The sequence below is a fragment of the Desulfobotulus alkaliphilus genome, assembly GCF_007830435.1.
Classification (GTDB): domain Bacteria; phylum Desulfobacterota; class Desulfobacteria; order Desulfobacterales; family ASO4-4; genus Desulfobotulus; species Desulfobotulus alkaliphilus.
The window spans coordinates 72,103-92,430 of the sequence record NZ_VLLC01000004.1 but is presented as its reverse complement, the minus strand read 5'-3'; the positions used below and the strand labels follow the sequence as shown (position 1 = coordinate 92,430).

General features: G+C 53.5%; 17 protein-coding genes. 8 read left to right on the top strand and 9 right to left on the bottom strand.

Features of this window, described 5'->3' with window-relative positions; all coding sequences use genetic code 11:
• Positions 1-24 precede the first annotated feature (24 nt).
• From LZ24_RS03990 to LZ24_RS03980, 3 genes are all read right to left on the bottom strand, one after another.
• Positions 25-3,147: an efflux RND transporter permease subunit gene (locus LZ24_RS03990; protein WP_144682583.1), complete on the bottom strand. Its 3,123-nt coding sequence runs from the start codon at positions 3,145-3,147 to the stop codon at positions 25-27.
• On the bottom strand, positions 3,147-4,319 hold the full coding sequence (locus LZ24_RS03985) for an efflux RND transporter periplasmic adaptor subunit (protein WP_144682581.1): 1,173 nt from the start codon (positions 4,317-4,319) through the stop codon (positions 3,147-3,149). Before LZ24_RS03985 ends, LZ24_RS03990 begins: the two co-directional genes overlap by 1 nt.
• Positions 4,320-4,426: 107 nt before the next feature.
• Positions 4,427-4,726 carry a hypothetical protein gene (locus tag LZ24_RS03980; protein ID WP_144682579.1) on the bottom strand — a complete coding sequence of 100 codons (300 nt, stop codon included), beginning with the start codon at positions 4,724-4,726 and terminating at the stop codon, positions 4,427-4,429.
• A gap of 230 nt (positions 4,727-4,956) precedes the next feature.
• Between LZ24_RS03980 and LZ24_RS03975 the strand changes: the two genes are divergently transcribed.
• Together LZ24_RS03975 and LZ24_RS03970 are read left to right on the top strand one after the other, a co-directional pair.
• Entirely contained in the window at positions 4,957-6,510 is a 1,554-nt protein-coding gene (locus tag LZ24_RS03975) for a sigma 54-interacting transcriptional regulator (RefSeq protein ID WP_222427522.1), read from the top strand.
• A gap of 255 nt (positions 6,511-6,765) precedes the next feature.
• On the top strand, positions 6,766-7,359 hold the full coding sequence (locus tag LZ24_RS03970) for a nucleoside deaminase (protein ID WP_144682577.1): 594 nt from the start codon (positions 6,766-6,768) through the stop codon (positions 7,357-7,359).
• 15 nt (positions 7,360-7,374) lie between these two features.
• On the opposite strand, the gene LZ24_RS03965 is transcribed toward LZ24_RS03970, so the two are convergent.
• Entirely contained in the window at positions 7,375-9,006 is a 1,632-nt protein-coding gene (locus tag LZ24_RS03965; protein WP_144682575.1) for an ABC-F family ATP-binding cassette domain-containing protein, read from the bottom strand.
• A 370-nt stretch (positions 9,007-9,376) separates the two neighbouring features.
• On the opposite strand from LZ24_RS03965, the gene LZ24_RS03960 reads away from it, so the two are divergent.
• Positions 9,377-9,982, top strand: coding sequence for a 1-acyl-sn-glycerol-3-phosphate acyltransferase (locus tag LZ24_RS03960; protein WP_144682573.1), 606 nt, complete (start codon positions 9,377-9,379; stop codon positions 9,980-9,982).
• 17 nt (positions 9,983-9,999) lie between these two features.
• On the opposite strand, the gene LZ24_RS03955 is transcribed toward LZ24_RS03960, so the two are convergent.
• From LZ24_RS03955 to LZ24_RS17140, 5 genes are all read right to left on the bottom strand, one after another.
• Positions 10,000-10,365: a beta barrel domain-containing protein gene (locus tag LZ24_RS03955; RefSeq protein ID WP_144682571.1), complete on the bottom strand. Its 366-nt coding sequence runs from the start codon at positions 10,363-10,365 to the stop codon at positions 10,000-10,002.
• A gap of 490 nt (positions 10,366-10,855) precedes the next feature.
• Complete coding sequence (locus LZ24_RS03950) at positions 10,856-12,196, bottom strand: FAD-dependent oxidoreductase (RefSeq protein WP_144682569.1); 1,341 nt, start codon at positions 12,194-12,196, stop codon at positions 10,856-10,858.
• Positions 12,197-12,367: 171 nt separating this feature from the next.
• Complete coding sequence (locus LZ24_RS03945; RefSeq protein WP_246118511.1) at positions 12,368-14,122, bottom strand: DEAD/DEAH box helicase; 1,755 nt, start codon at positions 14,120-14,122, stop codon at positions 12,368-12,370.
• Between the two features lie 121 nt (positions 14,123-14,243).
• Positions 14,244-14,786, bottom strand: a complete 543-nt coding sequence (locus LZ24_RS03940) for an isochorismatase family protein (protein ID WP_144682567.1) — start codon at positions 14,784-14,786, stop codon at positions 14,244-14,246.
• Complete coding sequence (locus LZ24_RS17140; RefSeq protein WP_222427521.1) at positions 14,783-15,142, bottom strand: hypothetical protein; 360 nt, start codon at positions 15,140-15,142, stop codon at positions 14,783-14,785. Before LZ24_RS17140 ends, LZ24_RS03940 begins: the two co-directional genes overlap by 4 nt.
• 18 nt (positions 15,143-15,160) lie before the next feature.
• Between LZ24_RS17140 and LZ24_RS03935 the strand changes: the two genes are divergently transcribed.
• From LZ24_RS03935 to LZ24_RS03915, 5 genes are all read left to right on the top strand, one after another.
• Positions 15,161-15,610 (top strand): Hsp20/alpha crystallin family protein, encoded by a 450-nt coding sequence (locus LZ24_RS03935; protein WP_144682565.1) that lies wholly within the window; start codon positions 15,161-15,163, stop codon positions 15,608-15,610.
• A 548-nt stretch (positions 15,611-16,158) separates the two neighbouring features.
• A complete protein-coding gene (locus tag LZ24_RS03930) occupies positions 16,159-17,238 on the top strand; it encodes a KamA family radical SAM protein (protein WP_144682563.1) in 1,080 nt (359 codons plus the stop codon).
• Positions 17,239-17,251: 13 nt separating this feature from the next.
• Entirely contained in the window at positions 17,252-18,130 is an 879-nt protein-coding gene (gene dapF, locus LZ24_RS03925; RefSeq protein WP_144682561.1) for a diaminopimelate epimerase, read from the top strand.
• Entirely contained in the window at positions 18,114-18,932 is an 819-nt protein-coding gene (locus LZ24_RS03920) for a purine-nucleoside phosphorylase (protein WP_222427520.1), read from the top strand. Before dapF ends, LZ24_RS03920 begins: the two co-directional genes overlap by 17 nt.
• Positions 18,932-20,242 (top strand): amidohydrolase family protein, encoded by a 1,311-nt coding sequence (locus LZ24_RS03915; protein ID WP_144682560.1) that lies wholly within the window; start codon positions 18,932-18,934, stop codon positions 20,240-20,242. The genes LZ24_RS03920 and LZ24_RS03915 overlap by 1 nt, the downstream gene beginning before the upstream one ends.
• Positions 20,243-20,328 lie beyond the last annotated feature (86 nt).

The following is a 20,328-nucleotide window of genomic DNA, read 5'->3' as shown; positions in this document are numbered from 1 at the left end:
CATTTCCTTTCAGGGTCTTTGCTTTCATACTTTCTGCCCTTTTTCTTTTTTGAACCAGCCCGCACAGTCGTCCACCAGCTTGTAAACCAGAGGTACAAAGATCAGGGCCAGGGAGCTGGCCAGAACCATACCGCCCACAACAACGGTTCCGATTTCCTGACGGCTGGCAGCACCGGCACCGCTTGCAAAAACCAGAGGCAGGGTTCCGATGATAAAGGTCAGGGCTGTCATGATGATGGCCCGGAAACGCTGCTGGGCCGCTGCAACGGCAGCCTCCATGGAAGACATGCCGGCCTTTCTGTTCTGGGCGGCAAATTCCACAATGAGGATGGCGTTTTTGGCAGCAAGGCCTATGAGAACCAGAAGTCCCACCTGAAAGTAGATGTCATTGGGAAAACCTCTGAGCAGGGAAGCCAGTGCGGCACCCAGAACGGCAAAGGGAACGGCAGAAAGAACGCCTATGGGAAGGCTCCAGCGTTCATATTGGGCAGCCAGAATCAGAAATACCATGAGAATGCCCATGGCAAAGGCCAAACTTCCTGCACCGGCGGCGGCATCCAGCTGATAGGCTTCACCGATCCATCCGATGAGGATATTTCCGTCATTGAACAGTTCAGACAGCAGCTCTTCCATGGTTTCCTTGGCCTGACCCGAGGTGTATCCGGGGGAGGGATCTGCCATGAAACGGGCTGCGGTATTGAGGTTGAAACGGTTGATGATGTCTGCGCCTGAGGTGCGCTCCAGTGTCACCAGGGAGCTTAAGGGCAGCATTTCTCCATGGCTGGAGCGGACAAAAACTTTGTTTAGGTCTTCGGGCTGGCTACGGAAATCCTTTTCCGACTGCATGTTCACCTGCCAGTTTCGGCCTGCAAAGATGAAGTCATTTACATAAAGGGAGCCAAAGGTGCTCTGCATGGTTTCAAAAATGTGGTTGATGGGCACACCCATGGCACGGGCCTTTTCCCTGTCTACTTCCGCATGGAAACGGGGAATCCCGGTATCAAGGGTGATACGGGCATTCATCAGTTCGGGCCGGGCATTGGCCGCAGCCATGAGTTTTTGTCCCAGTGCCTCAATTTCCCCTGGTGTAATATCCCCCCGCACGGCAAGGTAACCTTCCACGCCGCCCGTGAGGGAAAGCCCCTGTATGGGGGGCGGGGTAAAGGCAAAGACGTTTGCTTCGGGAACACCCATGCCGATGCCCATGATTTTACCTGCCACGGCCTGGGCATGTTGACCCGGTTCTTCCCTTTCCCGCCAGTCCGTCAGGTTGGCAAAGGCAATGCCCGCATTGGTGCGCAGGGAGCCTGCGAACAAATCAAAGCCGGCAATGGCCGTAATCTCCTTTACCTCCTCAAGGCCTTTAATCCTGTGGGAGAGATCCTCCCTGACGGCGACGGTTTTGGGCAGCGCCGATGCAGGGGGCAGAAAATAGGCCAGCATGGCAACCCCTTGATCCTCCTGGGGTACAAGGCCCGAGGGCATGCGGTCGAGATAATAAAGGGTGGCGGCAATGATGCCCGCAAAGAGAAATACGCCAATGACAGTATTGCGCAGCACAAGGGCCACCATCCGGGTAAAGCCCAGGGTGATCCGGTCAAAGGCCCTGTTGAAAAGGACGAAGGGAAGGGAAACCCTGCGTGCCGGTCTGTCCAGAAGAATGGCACACATGGCAGGGGTCAGGGTAAGGGCCACCACACCGGAAACCACAACGGAAACCGCAATGGTAACGGCAAACTGCCGGTACAGCTCACCGGTCATGCCTCCAAGGAAAGCGACTGGGGCAAAAACAGCCACAAGAACCAGTGTGGAGGAGACAACGGCACCTGCCACCTGCTTCATGGTTTCCACGGAGGCATCCCTTGCGTTCATGCGCTCCACACGGATGAGGCGGTCCACGTTTTCAAGGACGATGATGGCGTTGTCCACCACAATGCCTATGGCCAGAACCAGACCGAAGAGGGTGAGAAGATTGACGGAAAAGCCCAGCAGCAGCATACCCGTAAAGGTGCCGATGAGGGATACGGGGATGGCCACCACGGGAATGAGGGTGGCACGCAGCCGCTGCAGAAAAAGAAAGGTAACAAGAATGACCAGCAGAACCGCCACAATCAGGGTGATGAAAACTTCCTTTATGGAGATTTCAACAAATTCCGTGGTGTCATAGGGGACCACATAGGAAAGTCCCTGGGGGAAAGACCCGGAAAGTCTTTCCAGTGTATCATGCACGGCCTTTGCCGTATCCAGGGCATTGGCACCGGGCTGGAGGTAAACCCCCATGGGCACGGCGGGATCTCCGTTGAAGGAAGCAGAGGCCGCATAGCTCTGGGCACCCAGCTCCACACGGGCCACATCCCCAAGGCGCAGGGTGCCGCCGTCTTCATCGGCCCTGAGAATGATTCTGGAAAATTCCTCGGGTGTTGCCAGCTGGCCCCGGGTGCTCACCGTAAAGGTGAAGGCCTGACCTGCGGGGGAAGGCTCTGCACCGAGACGGCCTGCGGCAAACTGGGCATTCTGTTCCCGGATGCTGGCCGCAACATCCGAAGGGGTCAGTTCAAACTGGGCCAGCCTGTCCGGCCTCAGCCAGATGCGCATGGAATAGTCATCCCGCCCGAAGAGGGAGGCATCCCCCACACCGGGCAGGCGGACCAGCTCATCCAGTACATTGAGCAGGGCATAGTTGGCCATGAACAGGGTGTTCAGGCTTTTGTCCGGAGAATAGAGAACGGGCACCATGAGAATGTTGGTGGACTGGGCTTCCACCCGCACACCCTGATTTCTCACCTGCTGGGGCAGCTTGGCAAGACCGGCCTGAACCCGGTTGTTGACGTTGATGGTGGCCTGATCCGGATCCGTGCCAAATTCAAAGGAGATGACGATGCGAAGATACCCGTCATCCATGGCCGTTGACTCCATGTAGATCATGCTGTCAACGCCGTTGATCTCCTGCTCTAAGGGAGCCGCCACGGATTCCGCCATGACCTCCGCACTGGCACCGGGATAGATGGCCGTGACCACTACCTGGGGCGGGACCACATCGGGATACTGTTCCACGGGCAGCATGCTTAAGGCAACGGCACCGGACAGAACAATAATAATGGATATAACCGATGCAAAAATCGGTCTGTCAATGAAGAATCGGAACATCAGGATGCCTCCTCAGATCTTTTTTCCGTGGGGGATACTTCCATACCGTCCCTGACGGAGACATGGCCCATAATCACAACACGGTCTCCCCTTTCAAGGCCTTTCAGGATAATCTGTTCGCCATTTACCGCAGACCCCAGGGTCACATTGCGGGAAACGGCCCTGTTTTCATCCGTGACCACAAAAACCCGTGGTCCTGCCGGCCCCTGGGTGACGGCCCCTTCGGGTATCATGAAAATATCTTTGAAACTCTGAAGATGTACCCGGATGCGGACAAACTGGCCGGGCATGAGCTGGTTGTCCGGGTTGGGGAAAACGGCCCTTGCCGTGACGGTTCCGGTTCTCGGGTCTATGGTGCTGGCCGTAAAATCCAGCTCTCCTTTCCGGTCATATGCTGCACCATCGGAAAAAATGAGGGTGGCTTCGTAGCGGTGATCCCCGTTTTCAGCCTTTCCCATGGCCCTGCGGGCGGCACCCTGAATGGCGGCGTCGTCTTCGGGAAGGGAGAAACGCACATGGACCGGGTCCTGCTGGGTGATGGTGGTGAGCAGGGCACCCCACTCCAGAAGATTGCCTTCGGAAAGGGTCTCCATGCCCGTGATGCCGCACAGGGGGGCCCGTACTTCCGTGTAACGCAGGTTGCGGCGGGCTTCTTCCACCGCTGTCTTTGCCAGATCCAGCCGGGCAACGGCCAGATCCAGTGCTGTTCTGGCCTGATCCCTTGTGCGCTCACTCACCGCATCTGCTTCATAAAGGGTGATGGACCGCTGCCATTCACGGCGGGCATCGGCATGGCTGGCTTCGGCATTGGCCAGATCCGCTTCCGCACGGCGCAGGGCAATGTCATAGCGTTCCGGATCTATCTGAAAAAGAACATCACCCTCCCGCACGGGCTGTCCTTCCACGTAAAGGCGTTTTTGAAGAATGCCTTCCACCCGGGCCCTGACCTGTACCTGACGGGCACCGTGAATACGGGCGGGATAATCATTGAAGACCTTGGCATCCCGCTCCTTTACCGTCAGTGTGGTGACTGCGGGGGGGGGAGGGCGAAATGCGCTTTTAGGTTCCTGTGGCGATTCCGCAGGCTGGCTGCAGGCCGCAAGGATCAGAAGAAGGATGCTGAAAAGGACGATGTGGCCCCGCAGATTTTGCAGGTTTTTGAAAACAGGCATGTTTCCCTCCAGAAAAACATAGGTGATACGGGACGTGGAAAAAGGGGGCTTCCATAACGATTACAGGGGCACTTGCAAACAGCGGGAGTCCCTTTGGCAGGCACTCCTTATCCGCTGCATTTTTTTTCCATGGGAGCGATATCCTGCCACAGGGAGTGGCTGATCCAGCCGAAGCGGGAAAAATAATCGGCTATCTGAAGACCTTCCATGGAGTAGGATTTTATGGGGAGATCTCCTTTGCGTTTCAGCAGAATCAGCATATCCGTATTCTGATCCGTGCTGGTCCATATGGCAATACCTTCGCCGCCATTGCGACAGGTTTCCATGATCTCCCTTCCTTTCATGACGGCCTCCTCTCTGGAGGCTTCATTAAAGGCGCATATGCGTATGATCTCTATATTCTGCATGATTTTCTCCATCCCCGAATTTTTTTACATCTGAAAAACGGGTTTTTCGGGTCTGTAACACAAGACCTTTTTGTGTTAAGCATATTGTATGCCAAAAGAAATATGCAGAAAATGCGGGGAAAATATGCAATGGTTATTTAGCAATCTGCCATATATGACCTTTGCGTGTGTCATATTTGGCGCTTTTGGGCAAATGTTTCATATTTGACACCTTTGGAAAGGGACGTCGCGTGGCAGTGAATAAAAATATTTTTTTCCGGGAGGCCACCTTGAGAATCTGCGGGAGGCTGGATCTCAAAAAGGCCATGGAAAATACCCTTGCCTATATAAAAAAGGTCATCCCTGCGGATGCCCTCCACATCGGGCTTTTTGATCCGGCAACCTCCATGAGCCGCACCATCGTGCGCATCTGCCCCGATCACTGGCCAAAGGTTCCCCGGTCCTTCCCCATACCCGAGGCTGCCGTTCCCAGAGTTGCGGAAGAATGGCGGCCGGATTTTTCCTTTGGGATTCTCAATGATGCGAAGGAAGAGGAGGCCTGCATACAGGAGCTGATACGGATTTTCTGGCCCGAGAATGTCTCGGTGCTGCGCACCAGACTGATTATGGAATCCCGCATGATCGGTATGCTGCTTTTGGCTGCCGAAGGCTGCAACCGCTATGACGAAAGCCATGCGGAGCTGATGGGCATGCTCAATGAACCCTTTTCCATTGCCCTCACCAATGCCCTGCAGTATGAGGAAATCGTCCGTCTGAAGGAAATGCTGGAAGAGGACAACCGCTATCTCCATAAGGAACTGAGGCACATTTCCGGAGACAGGATCATCGGTGCCGACTTTGGCCTTAAAGAGGTGATGCAGATGGTGCGTCAGGTGGCCCCTCTGGAAAGCCCCGTCCTTCTTCTGGGGGAAACGGGTACGGGCAAGGAGCTTCTGGCCAACGCCCTGCATGCGGCTTCTCCCCGAAACGGCGGCCCCTTTGTGAAGGTGAACTGCGGGGGGCTTCCCGAAGGGCTCATTGACAGTGAGCTTTTCGGCCATGAAAAGGGAGCCTTTACCGGTGCCCTTGCCCTGAAAAGGGGCCGTTTTGAAAGGGCCGACGGCGGCACCCTTTTTCTGGATGAAGTGGCAGAACTTCCCCTCAGTGCCCAGGTACGGCTGCTCAGGGTGCTGCAGAACAGGGAGATTGAACGGGTGGGCGGTACGGAAACCATCGCTGTCAATGTGCGCATCATCAGCGCCACCCACAGAAATCTGGAACAGATGGTCAAAGAGGGCAGTTTCAGGGAAGATCTCTGGTTCCGTCTCAATGTCTTTCCCATCATGATTCCGCCTCTGCGGCAGAGAAGTCAGGACATTCCGGCCCTTCTGGAGTATCTGGTGGCAAGGAAATGCAAGGAGATGAAAATTACAAGAAAGGTGCACATCCCTGCGGGCACCATGGAATTTCTCCGTCAGCACAGCTGGCCGGGCAATATCCGTGAGTTGCAGAACCTTGTGGAGCGGGGTCTCATTCAGAGTCAGACCAGGGGTTTTCACTCCGGCCTTCTTGTGCTGGATATGCCCCGGATTCCCTCCCTGACAAAGGCAGAGAAACACCTGAACACCAGCGATGCGCCCTTTCTTTCCTTTGATGATGCCGCAGGCAGGCATATCCGTAAGGCACTGGAAAAAACCCATGGTAAAATCATGGGCGAAGACGGAGCTGCCGCCCTTTTGGGTCTCCATCCCAGCACCCTGAGGGGGAAGATGCGTAAGCTTGGGATTTTAAAAAAAGAAATCTGATTACTACCCTGAATCAGCCAGAGCCTTGCTGGTCAGATTGTTGTCAAACCCATGGCGAGAGCTTTCATACGGGCAGGCGCAAGGCCTGCCCCTACGAATAATTTTTACGACCCTCGTTTTGTAGGGGCACCCTTTACGGGTGCCCGTAAACAATCGTAAAATCTGATCATGTAATTTCCATGGTTTCAAGTTTCTATGGCTGAAAGACAGTGGTAATCAGAAAAAAAAATGTCTTGAAAAATAAAGGAAAATTCTATGCAGACCGAGGGGAAAAAAGGCCCTGTGCAACAGGTTGTTGTGGAGCTTCCCCCATGGGTGGAAGCGGCGGTGGATGCCAAAAAAAGATATGATTCCGATGAAGAGAAAATGGCCCTTGCCCTCTGGCTTGCCGCAGAAAATGTGCGTCAGGATACGGGCGGGCCCTTTGGATCGGCCATTTTTGATCAGGAAAGCGGCAGGCTGCTGGGGGTGGGTGTCAACAGGGTTTTCCCTTTGAACAATGCCACCCTGCATGGCGAGATGGTGGCCATCATGATGGCCCAGAAAGCCCTTTCTTCCTTCACCCTCCATGGGCCGGGAAAAACAAGGGAGCTTTTCACTTCCTGTGAGCCCTGCGCCATGTGTCTGGGTGCCATCCTCTGGAGCGGTGTCAGCCGCGTGGTCTGTGCGGCGGCTGCGGAAGATGCCCGGGCCATCGGTTTTGATGAAGGCCCGGTTTTTGATGCTTCCTATGCCTATCTGGAGAATGCCGGTATCCGGGTGATCCGCCATTTCATGGCAAAAGAAGGCCGGGAGGTGCTGGAAAGCTACAGCAGCAAAGGTGGGGTTATCTATAATGCCAGAGACTGATTTCCGCTCAGGTGTTCAACCCGTCTGCAGCGCCATCTGCTTTCTCAGATAATAATCGTAGCTGCCTTCGTAGGGAATCATGCGGCCATGGTCGATTTCAAAAACCCGGCCCACAAGGGAACGGAGAAAATGACGGTCATGGCTGACAATGAGCACGGTTCCCTCAAAGGCCTGCAGGGCTTCCAGCAGCACTTCCCGTGACTGAATATCCAGATGGTTGGTGGGCTCATCGAGGATGAGGAAATTTAAGGGCCGGGCCAGCAGGGTGGCCAGTACCACCCGGCTTTTTTCTCCGCCGGAGAGCTTGTCTATCCTTTTGTAAACATCATCCCCCTGAAAGAGAAAGGCGGCGCAGAGGTTGCGGATGACGCCCAGTCCTGCCGTGGGCAGGGCATCCTGAACCGTATCCAGCACGCTTTTTTCCGGGTGGAGAATGTCCATGGCATGCTGGCTGAAATAGCCTGTGTGCACATTGGCTCCTATGGTAACCTTTCCCGTGCTGGGCTCGGTTCTCTTTGCCAGTACCTGTAAAAAGGTGGATTTGCCCGCACCGTTCACCCCCACCACAGCCACCTTGTCTCCCCTGCGGATCATGCCGGAGATGCCGCCGAAAACCGAGTGCAGGCCTCCTTCGGGCGTCTGCCAGGTTTTGCCAAGGTTTTCCATGGAAACCACATCGTCTCCGGACCGGGGCGGTGTGTCAAAGGTAAAGCGGATTCTTTTCTGGTCCGGCGGCAGCACAATGCGTTCGATTTTTTCCAGTTTTTTGACCCGGGACTGCACCTGTGCCGCATGGGAGGCTCTGGCCGCAAACTTGGCTATGAATTCCTCTTCCTTGGCCAGCATGTCCTGCTGCCGTTTAAAACTGGCCTCCAGCTGCTCCCGCCGGATCTCCCTTTCCCTGATATAAAAATCATAATTGCCCGTGTAGGTGGTGGCGGCACCATTGCCGATTTCAATGATGCGGGAGACAATGCGGTTCATGAACTCCTGATCATGGCAGGTCATGAGCAGAGCCCCCTTAAAGGTGGAAACCAGCCAGTTTTCAAGCCAGAGAATGGATTCCAGATCCAGATGGTTGGTGGGTTCGTCCAGAAGCAGCACATCCGGGTTGGTGGTGAGTATTTTTGCTAAGGCTATGCGCATTTTCCATCCGCCGCTGAAGGCTTCCACGGGCCGGTGATAGGCATCCGGTCCGATGCCAAGGCCCGTGAGTACACTCTGGGCACGGGATTCCAGTTCATAGCCTCCCTGATGCTCAAAGCTTTCCACAGCCTCACCGTAGCGTTCCAGAAGTTGGGTCAGTGCATCCTCATCCATGGGTTCGGCCATGGATGCTTCCATTTTTCTGATGTCCTCTCCCAGAGCCAGTACGTCCCCCACCGCTGCCATGACTTCTTCCAGAGCACTGCGTCCTGCCATGTCGCCCACATCCTGAGAAAAATAGCCGATGCGGATTTTGGGGCTGCGGGAAATGTCACCGCCATCGGGCATTTCTTCCCCCACGATCAGGCGGAAGATGGTGGTTTTTCCCGCACCGTTGGGTCCCACAAGGCCGGTGCGGGTTCCGGGAAGAATCTGCAGGCTGGCATTGTCAAACAATATCTGGTTGCCGTGATGGCGTGAAATCCGATTCAGATGGATCATGAAAAACTCCTTGGAAAATCCTGTGGCAGAGGCCGGAACTGAATTGTGATGGCATGGGTACAAGGGAACAGGCGGCCTGAAAGAAATACCCTGCCCATAAACAGGGCGCAGAGAATACGCACCAAATGAAAAAGCCTGCATGGGATAGCATGGAAGGGAATGGAATTCAAACAGATAAGATACCTTGCAATAGGGAGACGCAGGTTATTTTTTTGGTTTTGCTCCCGGCCATAATCCCTTGCATGCGACTTGTTTTCCCGTCTTCCTTTTTCTATGTTGTGGCAGCCCGGATAAGGAAAACAGGCCTGATCTTTTAGCAGGAAACCTTTTTTCCACTCATTTATGACCCGCAATGAAAGTCGTTAAAAACATGAAAGTACAGAAAACAACCATCTTTGATATGCCTGTTCTGAATACGCTTCTATGGCTTATGGCAAGCTTTATCCTCTGGGTTTTTGGCTGGAAAATGGAGGGGGATGTACCCGAAGAAGAAAAAAAACTGGTGATGATTGCCGCCCCCCATACCTCCAACTGGGATTTTTTCTGGACCCTGCTGCTGGCCCTGAAGCTGCGGCTGAAGGTGTATATGATGGGTAAAAAGGAGTTGACGGAAAAACCCATGGGCTTTCTTCTGAAGTGGACGGGGCTGGTTCCCGTGGACCGCAGCCAGAGGGGGAATACCGTGGAGCTGGCTGTGGAAATTTTTGAAAAAGCGGAAAAAATGGTTCTGATTATCCCGCCCTCCGGTACCCGCAGCAGGGTATCCCAGTGGAAAACCGGATTTTATCATATTGCAACGGGGGCAAAGGTTCCCATTGGCCTTGGATATCTGGATTATGCCACAAAAAAAGGCGGTATGGGTATGCTGTTGCATCCTACCGGGGATATGGCTGCGGATATGGAAACCATCCGGGCCTTCTACAGCGGCGTAACGGGGAAATATCCGGAAAAAGCCTTTGTTGATGAAAAGGAGTAGTCTGTTTTAAGCAGGACTTAGGGAGAGTCATCTGTCCATGAAGACTTTGCTCCAAGCCCCAGAAGATCCCTTGCCCTTTCAATGTCTTCCGGGGTGACACCCATGGGAACGAGTCCGCTGGCCTGCAAATCTTTTTTGAGTTTATTCCAGGCATCCAGTGTCTGCTGCTCCTTTCTGTAGCTTTCCTCGGAAAGGTAGCAGCGGCCCGGAGTCAGCCCCCTTTTGTACTCGGCCTCTCCCGTTTCCATGCTTACCCTGTGACCGTTTTCCAGATACAGCCAGCGATCCTCAATTTTTATGATGACTGTCGGCCCTGTTTTAGCGGCATTGCGCATGGCATTGAGGCTTTTTACCCAGAAAACTTCCTGACCTTCCCTGAACATGTTCCTCCTGCTTTTTTATATGGTTTTGTACGTTCTGAGTAGTTACAAGGCGTCGTATGTAGCTGTTCATCACAGTTTAATCTGAACTGCCAATGCTGTAATTGCAGCAGCTTCGTTACTGTTGCAAGGCTCCGTGGCTATTTGCAAGTGACATTGCAATCGTTTCGGATCAGAGCTTTGTCCGGCACTCAAGCCAAAAACCTAAAGCATATAATGTAAACGATGCAGCCTTTTCAGGCTTGAGTGCCGGAGTGCAATAAAAGCGGCAAACTGTCTGAGCCGCCACAAAGGCAGCGTGCCCAAGCCTGCCATGGTAATCAAAAAGCTTATCCTGCCTGTGGCGGGGAGTTTTTGCCGCTTCCGCACAGGGCAAGAAGCTCCCGAATAAGATTGCGTCACGAGCAAATAGCCTGGGGCCTGTGCATCTGTCTTAAAGGTATGGTACCTGGAAGACTGTGCTGAATAATTACCGTCGTATTTTATTCAGCACCTACAGTTTTTTCAGCAGCTGATTGGCCGCCACCAGCAAAGGATCCCATACCGGACTGAAGGGGGGGGCATAGGCAAGGTCGGCTGTGCTGAAATCCGCCACCCGCATCCGGGCATGGAGGGCCACGGCCGCCGCATTGATGCGGCGGGCCTCATTGTCTTTGCCCACCATGGAAACCCCAAGGAGCCTGCCGCTCTGCCTGTCGCCCACCATCTGAACCCATACGGGCCTGGAACCGGCAACGGTTTTGGCTCTGGAATAGGATTTGACAACGACTTCCACGGGGTCGAATCCGGCTTTACGCGCATCCTGAACCGTCAGGCCCGTGCGGGCCACTTCCACATCAAAAATTTTGAAAACACCGGTTCCGGCCACCCCTTCCATGCGTACGGGTTTTCCGGTGATGTGGTCTGCCACGGCCCATCCGGCCCGGTTGGCGGTCAGGGCCATGGGTATCCACACCTTTTCTCCGGTTACCACATGATAGGCGTCGGCACAGTCTCCGGCTGCGTAAATGTCCGGATGGCTGGTCTGCAGACTGCGGTTCACGGCAATGGCACCGGCAGCCCCCAGCTCCAGACCGGCATTTTTTGCAAGGAAGCCTGAGGGGCGTACACCAATGGCCATGAGCACCATCTCCGCATCAAAACAGGCCTCGGTACAGCAGATATCCAGCCTGCTGCCATGGGCTTCGATGCGTTCCGTGGTGCAGCCATGGTTGATGAGAATGCCTTTTTCTCCGAGGGCCTTTTCCACAACAAGGGAAAGTTCCGGTGCCAGCCATGGCAGTATTTCCGGAGCATTGCGGATCAGCTGTACGGTGATTCCCCTTTCCGTAAGGGCCTCGCACATTTCAAGGCCTATGTATCCTGCTCCGATGATGGCGGCCTTTTTGACCCTTTTTTCCTCTATAAAGGCCTTTACCCTGCGTCCGTCATCCAGACTCTTCAGCACAAAAACATGGGGCAGATCATGACCGGGGATGAGGGGCATGCTGGCCGCAGATCCCGTGGCAATGAGGAGTTTATCAAAAAAAACTTCAAAATTTTTGCCTTCGGAATCCCTTCCTGAAACCCTGCGGGCTTCGGGGTCAATGTCTTCCACTTTGTGGCCCAGACGCAGATCAATGCCGTGTTTTTCCCGGAATACGGCAGGGGTCCTCATGATGAGGGCATCCATGTCCCCCTCTTCATCGGCAAGGACATAGGGCATGGAACAGGCGCTGTAGGAGATGTCCTGCGTCATTTCCAGTACGGTGATCTTCATGTCCGGTGCATTGCGGCGGGCACGGCTGGCAGCACTCATGCCTGCGGCATCGCCCCCTATGATGACAAAATGCATGGCATCTCCTTTCCTTGCAGAAACAAAAGGGCCGGAGCCCATCTGGATTCCGGCCCGGTGAATGACGTTTTTTTACCTGATTTATACCCTGACTCAGCCACAGTCTGCTGTTGCGGTTCTTGTCAGTCTATAAACTTCGTATGGCTGAAAAATCATTATAGTCAGATTCTTTTATTCTGTGTTTTCCGGGCCTCTGGCATTGCGGCCTTCGGATAGACTCCCTTCAGGACGGGAACCCGCAGGTTTTCTCCGGCGTCTGCGCCTTTTTTTCGGTGCAGGAGCCCCTGTATTATCGGAAGGCTCTGCCTTTGTGGCTTCCGCAGGCTTTGGCGACGAAGGGCCTTTTTCTCCTGATGTGGCCGGTTTTCTGGGTCTGGGACGGCGCTTTCTGGGAGGTCTGGCAGACGGCTCCCTGCCCTCTGCCTCCGGCTCCCTTCGGGGGGCTGTTTTTTTGGGAGGCGGCGGAGGCAGCTCAAGGTCCGCATCCTCGGGATAGTGGCATTCAAAGGGCTCGCCGATGTATTCTTCTATGGCAGGGATATAAAAGGAATCATCCTCATCGGCAAAGCTGATGGATATGCCCGAGGCTCCGGCACGTCCCGTCCGGCCGATGCGGTGGACAAACTGTTCCGGGTCATGGGAGAGGTTGTAGTTGACCACATGGCTGATGCCGTCTATGTGAATTCCCCTTGCCGCCACATCCGTAGCCACCAGTACCCGGAAAGCACCCTTTTTAAAGTTGTCCAGGGCACGGATACGTTTGTTCTGGGGAACGTCCCCTGTGATCATGGAGCAGGAAATGTTGTAGCGCTGCAGGCGTTCGCTCAGGGTGCGGGCTTCGCTTTTTCTGTTGGTGAAAACCATGACCCTTTCCAGATTCTGGCGGGTAATGATGTTCCAGAGAAGGGCAAATTTCTGATCTGCGGTAACAATGTAGTTTTTACGATCCACATTTTCCGTGGCAATGACATCGGGTTCGATTTCCACATTCACCGGATCAAGGGTCCACTGACGGGAAAGGCGCATGACATCATCGGAAAGGGTGGCGCTGAAAAACAGGGTTTGCCGCTGTTCCTTGCGGGGGGTTTCATAGACAATCTGCTTCACATCGGGAATGAACCCCATGTCCAGCATACGGTCCGCCTCGTCAATGACAAGGATTTCCACCTTATAAAGGCGGATCAGGCCCTGTTTTTTAAAGTCCAGCAGACGGCCCGGCGTTGCCACAACAATATCAATAACCTTTTCCGCAAGAATGCGTTTCTGATGCTCGTACCCCATGCCACCGAAGATGGCGGCAATTTTCATGGGTGTGTATTTTCCCAGATCCTTTGCATCCTGTTCTATCTGAAGGGCCAGCTCCCGGGTGGGGGCCAGTATGAGGGCTCTGGGCACGCCGGGTCTGCGGTTATCCCTGGGGTTTTTCATGAGCCTTGTATAGATGGCCAGAAGAAAGGCCGCACTTTTGCCTGTGCCGGTCTGGGCTTTGCCTGTGGCGTCCCTGCCTTCCAGGGTTCCGGGAAGGATGTCTGCCTGAATGGGGGTGCAGTACTGAAACCCAAGCTCATGGATGCCCCGCATCAGTTTGGCGGGAAGGCCGAGGTCATGGAAACGGGTTTTGCCTTCCATTGGGGGAATATCAAAATTTTCAGGGAGCCACTCAGGGCTTTCCTCCGCCAGGCTGCCTTCTGGTTTCCGGGGCTTTTTCCCCTTGCCTGCGGCAGTCTCATCCCGGTTCTGCCTCGCATCCTCAGGGTTTCTGCTTTTTTTTGATTTTTCCCTGACGGGTTCAGAAGGCAGGCGGTCTCTGGCCGCCTTGTCCGGGGATAAGGATGTCTGCGGCTCGGCTGCGGTTTCCGGGCGGCCCTTGGCTTTACCCTTTCCAAAAATACGGTCTGTCAGTTTTACGAAGATGGCTCGGATCAAATGCTTACCTTTTTTTGCAAATGGATACAGTGGATTATGCGTTTTTGAAAGTATCCGTACCCTAAGCGGGATGAAATTTAAAAACGCCCCTTTGAAACAAAAATATCATATCTTATAAATTTCACTTCACAATCTCAAGGAAATCTTTAAATTCCGGCACATCCGCACGGCCCATGGCTTCAAAAAGAAGGCCTTCCACGCAGGCCGGAAAAACCCCGAAGGCCTGCATGCGCAGCAGTCCGGCTTCTTTGTCGGCAGATTTCCGGGAAGCAACGGCATCCATGGCCACATGTACCCGAAATCCGTCCCCCGCAAGTCCCATGGCGGTCTGGGCCACACAGACGTGGGCTTCAATACCACAGATGAGGATATCTCCTGCATGATTTTCCGCAAGCCAGTTCCGGAAAAATCCATGCCTGTGCCCGCCGAAATGCTGCTTGGTGAACAGGGGGGCCTCGCTGGCCAGAAAGCGCAGCTCCGGTAGCACAGGCCCCAGCCCATGGGGGTTCTGGTCAAAAAAGCAAAGGGGGATGTTCAGAAGCTTTGCCCCACGGATGACCCTTGCGCACCGATCCACAAGGCTTTGGGCATCCTCCATGGCAGTAAGGAGGCGCTGCTGTACATCCACCACCACAAGGCAGGGGGATGCAAGAAAGGTGTTCATGTCGGTTCCTGTCCTGAAATCAGTGCCGCTTTGTCTGTTAAGGCAGCTGCCCGTCCTGCAGGTGCCTGCCTCTTTCCTGCCTTCACCATAGGCCTTTGAAGAAAATTTTGCAAAAAAGTCCCCTTGACACCCTTTTCACTGTGCTTAAATTTGAGCCATAAAAAGAGCTTGCCATGGCAGAATAACGGCTCTTTCATGTAAGCATATAAAAAGGAAGTGATGAAAAAAATATTGCAGATGTCTTGACAAAAAATTCCGGAATTAAAATCATTAAGCTCAAAAAAAGTGCAAGGCATAAAAAAAATTATTTTCTCATGACTTAAAATTATTAAGACAATATAATTATCAAACAACATCTTAAAGGAGGTGGCATTATGACACTGGTAAGATGGGAACCCTTCCGTAATGTGGCTTCTCTGCAGGATCGTATTAACCGTATGTTTGACGATGCCTTTAACAAGGCAAGGGATATCGATGAAAATGCCATGGGTGCATGGCGTCCTTCCGTGGACATCTTTGAAACGGAAACCGCCATTGTTCTTGAGGCGGAACTCCCCGGTGTGACCCGTGATGACATTACTGTGGAAGTGGAAAACAATGTACTCTCCCTCAAGGGGGAGCGCAGGGAAATCCGGGAAGTGGAAGAAGAGCGCTACTATCGCAGAGAAAGGATTGTGGGCCGTTTCCACAGGGCCTTCACCCTTCCCGTGGATGTGAACCATGAGCAGATCAAGGCAAATTTCCAGAATGGCATTCTCCGCCTTGAGGTACCCAAGCCTGAGGAGAAAAAACCCAAAAAGATTGCCATTCAGGTAGAAAACTGATGCCCCCTTCTGCCGGAGCCGCCCTCCACTCCGGCAGAAATCAGTTTTTTATTCCTTAAAAAGGCAGATATCTCCCCCATAAAAATCTGCCCATATGAAAAGGCCCTGAAGAACAGGGCCTTTTCTTTTTGCCCGCAAATGGCTACAACAGCCATGTACTTCGGGAAAGCCCCGGAACCGGATTTTTATGGTACATATTTAAAATCACCGTAACTGTTCAGCACAGTTTTCCAAGTACCATAGTTGCAAGGCAGATGCACAGGCCCCGGGCTATTTGCCCGTGACGCAATCTTATTCGGGAGCTTCTTGCCCTGTGCGGAAGCGGCAAAAACTCCCCGCCACAGGCAGAATAAGCTTTTTGATTACCATAGCAGGCCTTGGTGCGCTGCCTTTGTGGCGGCTCAGACAGTTTGCCGCTTCTTTCGCACAGGCCTGCGAAACTCTGATCCGAAACGATTGCAATGTCACTTGCAAATAGCCACGGAGCCTTGCAACAGTACTAAGCTGCTGAATAATTACAAATCATCTTTCATTTCAGGCAGAAATCAGTGACCTCCTTTTCCCATACAGACTGGAAAACCATCCTCAGGAACAGCGCAGAAACACCGGAGGAAATTGCCTCTGCCCTGAATCTGGATGCAGAAGCCCTTGAATCGGTGACAAGCCGTTATCCTGCACGCATCAATCCCTATTATATGGATCTGATTAAAAAACATGGTCTTCCGCTTTTTCTGCAGGCCGTTCCCCGAAAAGAGGAGCTGGAGGATCTGCCCTGGCTGCTACCCGACGGGCTTTGCGAAGAAATCCAGTCTCCTGTCCCCGGCCTTTTTCATCGTTACCCGGACCGGGTGATTCTGGCCGTATCTTCGGAATGTGCCCTTTTCTGCAGACACTGCATGCGCAAACGGGATCTGGGGAAAAAGAATATTTTTGATAAAAAAGCAGCCCTTGCCTATCTGGAAAAACATCCTGAAATTAAAGATGTGATCCTTTCGGGGGGAGATCCCCTCATGCTTTCCGATGCAGGGCTTGATGATCTTCTCTCAGCACTTCGGCGCATCCCCCATGTGGAAACCCTGCGTATCCATACCCGTATGCCCTGTACCCTGCCTTACCGCATCACGCCTGAGCTGGTAAAAATGCTGCGATCCCATGCGCCCCTTTTTGTTAATACCCACTTTAATCATCCTTCTGAGATTACAGAAGAAAGCATAAAGGCCTGCGGCCTCCTTGTGGATGCCGGTATCCCCGTGGGCTGCCAGTCCGTTTTGCTTAAAGGCGTTAATGATGATAAAAATATTCTGACTTCCCTTTTCAGAAAACTCATGTCCATCCGGGTGCGGCCCTATTATCTCCACCATCCCGATCCCGTGGCAGGTATTCTTCCCTTCCGTATGGATGTGCAAAAGGGCCTTGAAATCTATCGCAGCATCCGGGGGCATGTTTCGGGCATGGCTGTGCCGCCCTATATGATTGATCTGCCCGGAGGCGGGGGCAAAGTTGGGCTGCATCCGGATATTTTCTGTGCTATGGATGGAAACGGATGGATACGGGTGGCCAGTTTTGAAGGAAAAATTTATGATTATCCGGCTTTGGCCCGGCCCACCGGTCCCCCATTATCCCGGTAAATAAGGAGAAATTATGGAGATAACCCTTACCAAAATGCATGGTCTGGGAAATGATTTTCTTCTGGCAGACGACAGAAAAGGCTTTGTTGCCGCAAATATTTCCTACGGAGAACTGGCAGCACAGGTCTGTGACCGGCATTTTGGCATTGGTGCCGACGGCCTGATCCTGATACTTCCCTCCACTTCCTGTGATCTGGGGTTTGCCATCTGGAATTCCGACGGGTCCGAGGCGGGGATGTGTGGCAATGGCATCCGCTGCTTTGCACGCTATGTTTATGAAAAAAACATTCTCCGTCAGAAGATCATGACCATAGAAACGGCTTCCGGTCCTGTGATCTGTCTTCTGGAAAATGACGGGGAAGATCTGGTCACAGGTGTTCGTGTGGACATGGGGCCTCCAAGGCTGCTTCCTGAGGAAATTCCCTTTATCTGCCCGGCAGACAAAACCATTGAAGTACCCCTCAAGGTGCTGGATCAGGCTTTTCAGGTAACACCTGTGTCCATGGGAAATCCCCATGCCGTTATTTTTTTGGATAAAATAGAGGGTATTCCTCTGGAGGTCTGGGGGCCTCTGGTGGAAAAACACCCGGCTTTTCCTGAAAAAACCAATGTGGAATTTGTGGAGGTGCTTTCGAAGGAAAAAATGCGGGTGCGGGTATGGGAGCGGGGAGCCGGCGTCACTCTGGCCTGCGGTACGGGAGCCTGCGCCGTTCTTGTGGCAGGGGTTCTTACGGGCAGAAGCGGGAGGAGGGCGGAGATTCTCCTTCCCGGAGGCAGTCTTGCCGTGGAGTGGGATGAGCGCTCCGGCCATGTCTATAAACGGGGCCCTGCGGAATGGGTTTTTGAAACCAGAATGAAAATAAAGGCAGGTCATTGTGGGTTTTTACGATAAAATTGATCGGGCAGTCCTGTATATTAAAGACCGCTGCAATATCCGGCCTGAAATTCTTGTCATGACAGGCACGGGTCTTGGAAAAAGTACGGGAACCCTTGAAGATGAAACCCGGATTCCCTATGGGTATATTCCGGAATTTCCCATATCCACGGTCAGCGGCCATGCCGGAGAGCTGGTTCTTGGACGCCTTGGGGGAAAAAATGTGGCGGTGATGCGGGGGCGCTTTCATCTGTATGAGGGGTACAGCCCCGGGGACATCGCCTTTCCCATACGGGTATTCCATGAAATGGGGGTCAAAACCCTCATTCTCACCAATGCCGCCGGAGGAATCGGCCCGGATTTTGAGGTGGGGGATCTCATGGGCATCCGGGATCATATCAATCTCACCGGAGAAAATCCCCTTGTGGGTGAAAACAACAATGCCTGGGGCCCCCGTTTTCCGGATATGTCCGCAGCCTATGATCCTGCTCTGGCAGAGCTTGTAAAAAAGCTTGCCGCGGCTTCGGGAGTTGCCCTGAGGGAAGGGGTGTATGTGGGCCTGAAGGGGCCGAGCTTTGAGACCCCTGCTGAAATCCGTTTCTTAAAAACCATCGGCGGCCATGCCGTGGGCATGTCCACCGTGATGGAAGTCATTGCTGCCCGGCATCTGGGCATGCGTGTTGCCGGTATTTCCACCATTACCAACATCAATGATCCGGACAGGCCCCAGATCGCCACCCTTGAATCCATTGTGGAAGAAGCGGACAAAGCGTCCTTACGTCTGGAAAAACTCCTGACCCTTCTGGTGGAGGCCCTCTGATGCAGGCGGACATACTCATAGAGAACGGCTGGATTCTCACCATGGATCCGGAAAATACGGTTTTTGAAAAAGGTTCCCTTGCCATTACCGGAGAAAGCATCTCTGCCATCGGAAGGGCAGAAGACCTTTCCCATATACGGGCAAGGGAAAAAGTGGATGCCGGGGGATGCATTGTTCTGCCGGGCCTTGTCAATGTGCATACCCATGCTTCCATGACCCTTTTCAGGGGGCTGGCCGATGATCTTCCCCTGATGCGCTGGCTGGAGGATCATATTTTTCCTGCCGAGGCCAGACTGACCCCTGAGCTTGTCCGGCTGGGGGCTGAGCTGGCCTGCCTTGAAATGATGGCTTCCGGCACCACCACCTTCTGCGATATGTATCTCTTTGAAAATTCCGTGGCAGAGGCTGCGGACGCAGCAGGTATGCGTGCCGTGGTGGGTGAGGTGCTCTACGATTTTCCCTCTCCCTGCTATGGTCCCATAGAAAAGGGTTTTCTCCACGTGGAGGAAATGGCAGACAGATGGAAGGACCACCCCCGTATTACCATTGCCCTCAAACCCCACTCTCCCTACCTTTGTGCGCCGGAGCTGCTTTGCCGTGCCTTTGACATGGCCGAAGCCCACAATCTGCCCTTTGTCATTCATCTGGCTGAAACCGCAGCGGAGACAGAAACCATCAAAAAAAGGTATGGCCGCAGTCCCCTTGCCCATCTGGCAGACCTTGGAGTGTTGTCCAAAAGAACCCTTGCGGCCCATTGCGTGAAGATGGATGAGGCAGATATTGCGCTTTTTGCCACGAAGGGAAGCGCTGTGGCCCACAATCCCCAGAGCAACATGAAGCTGGCTTCGGGCATTGCCCCTGTGCCTGCCTTCCTGAAGGCAGGAATTACGGTGGGCCTTGGCACGGACGGGGCTGCATCCAACAATGATCTGAACATACTTTCGGAAATGCGCAGTGCCGCCCTGTTGCACAAGGTGAATATGGAAGATCCCACGGTGCTGGATGCCCGGACCATTCTGCGCATGGCCACCATAGACGGGGCAAAATGTCTGGGCCTTGACGGCATAACGGGCTCCCTTGAAAGGGGAAAGCAGGCGGATGTTATTCTGATGGATACGGGAAAGCCCCACATGACACCCCTTCACAATCCCTTTTCCCAGGTGGTCTATGCGGCAGGCCGCAATGACATCCGGGATATCTTTGTGGCAGGGAAGGGGATTTACAGAAATCGCTGTCACACCACGCTGGATGCGAATGACATCTGTCACAGGGTGCGGGAGGCGGTTGCTGGATTTCATAAAAAAGTGTAATTTCTCAGCATAATTTATTTTGTAAATCAGGCATTATAATTGAAGCAGCTTTGTACCATTGCAAGGCATCCCCGGCTATTTGTCTG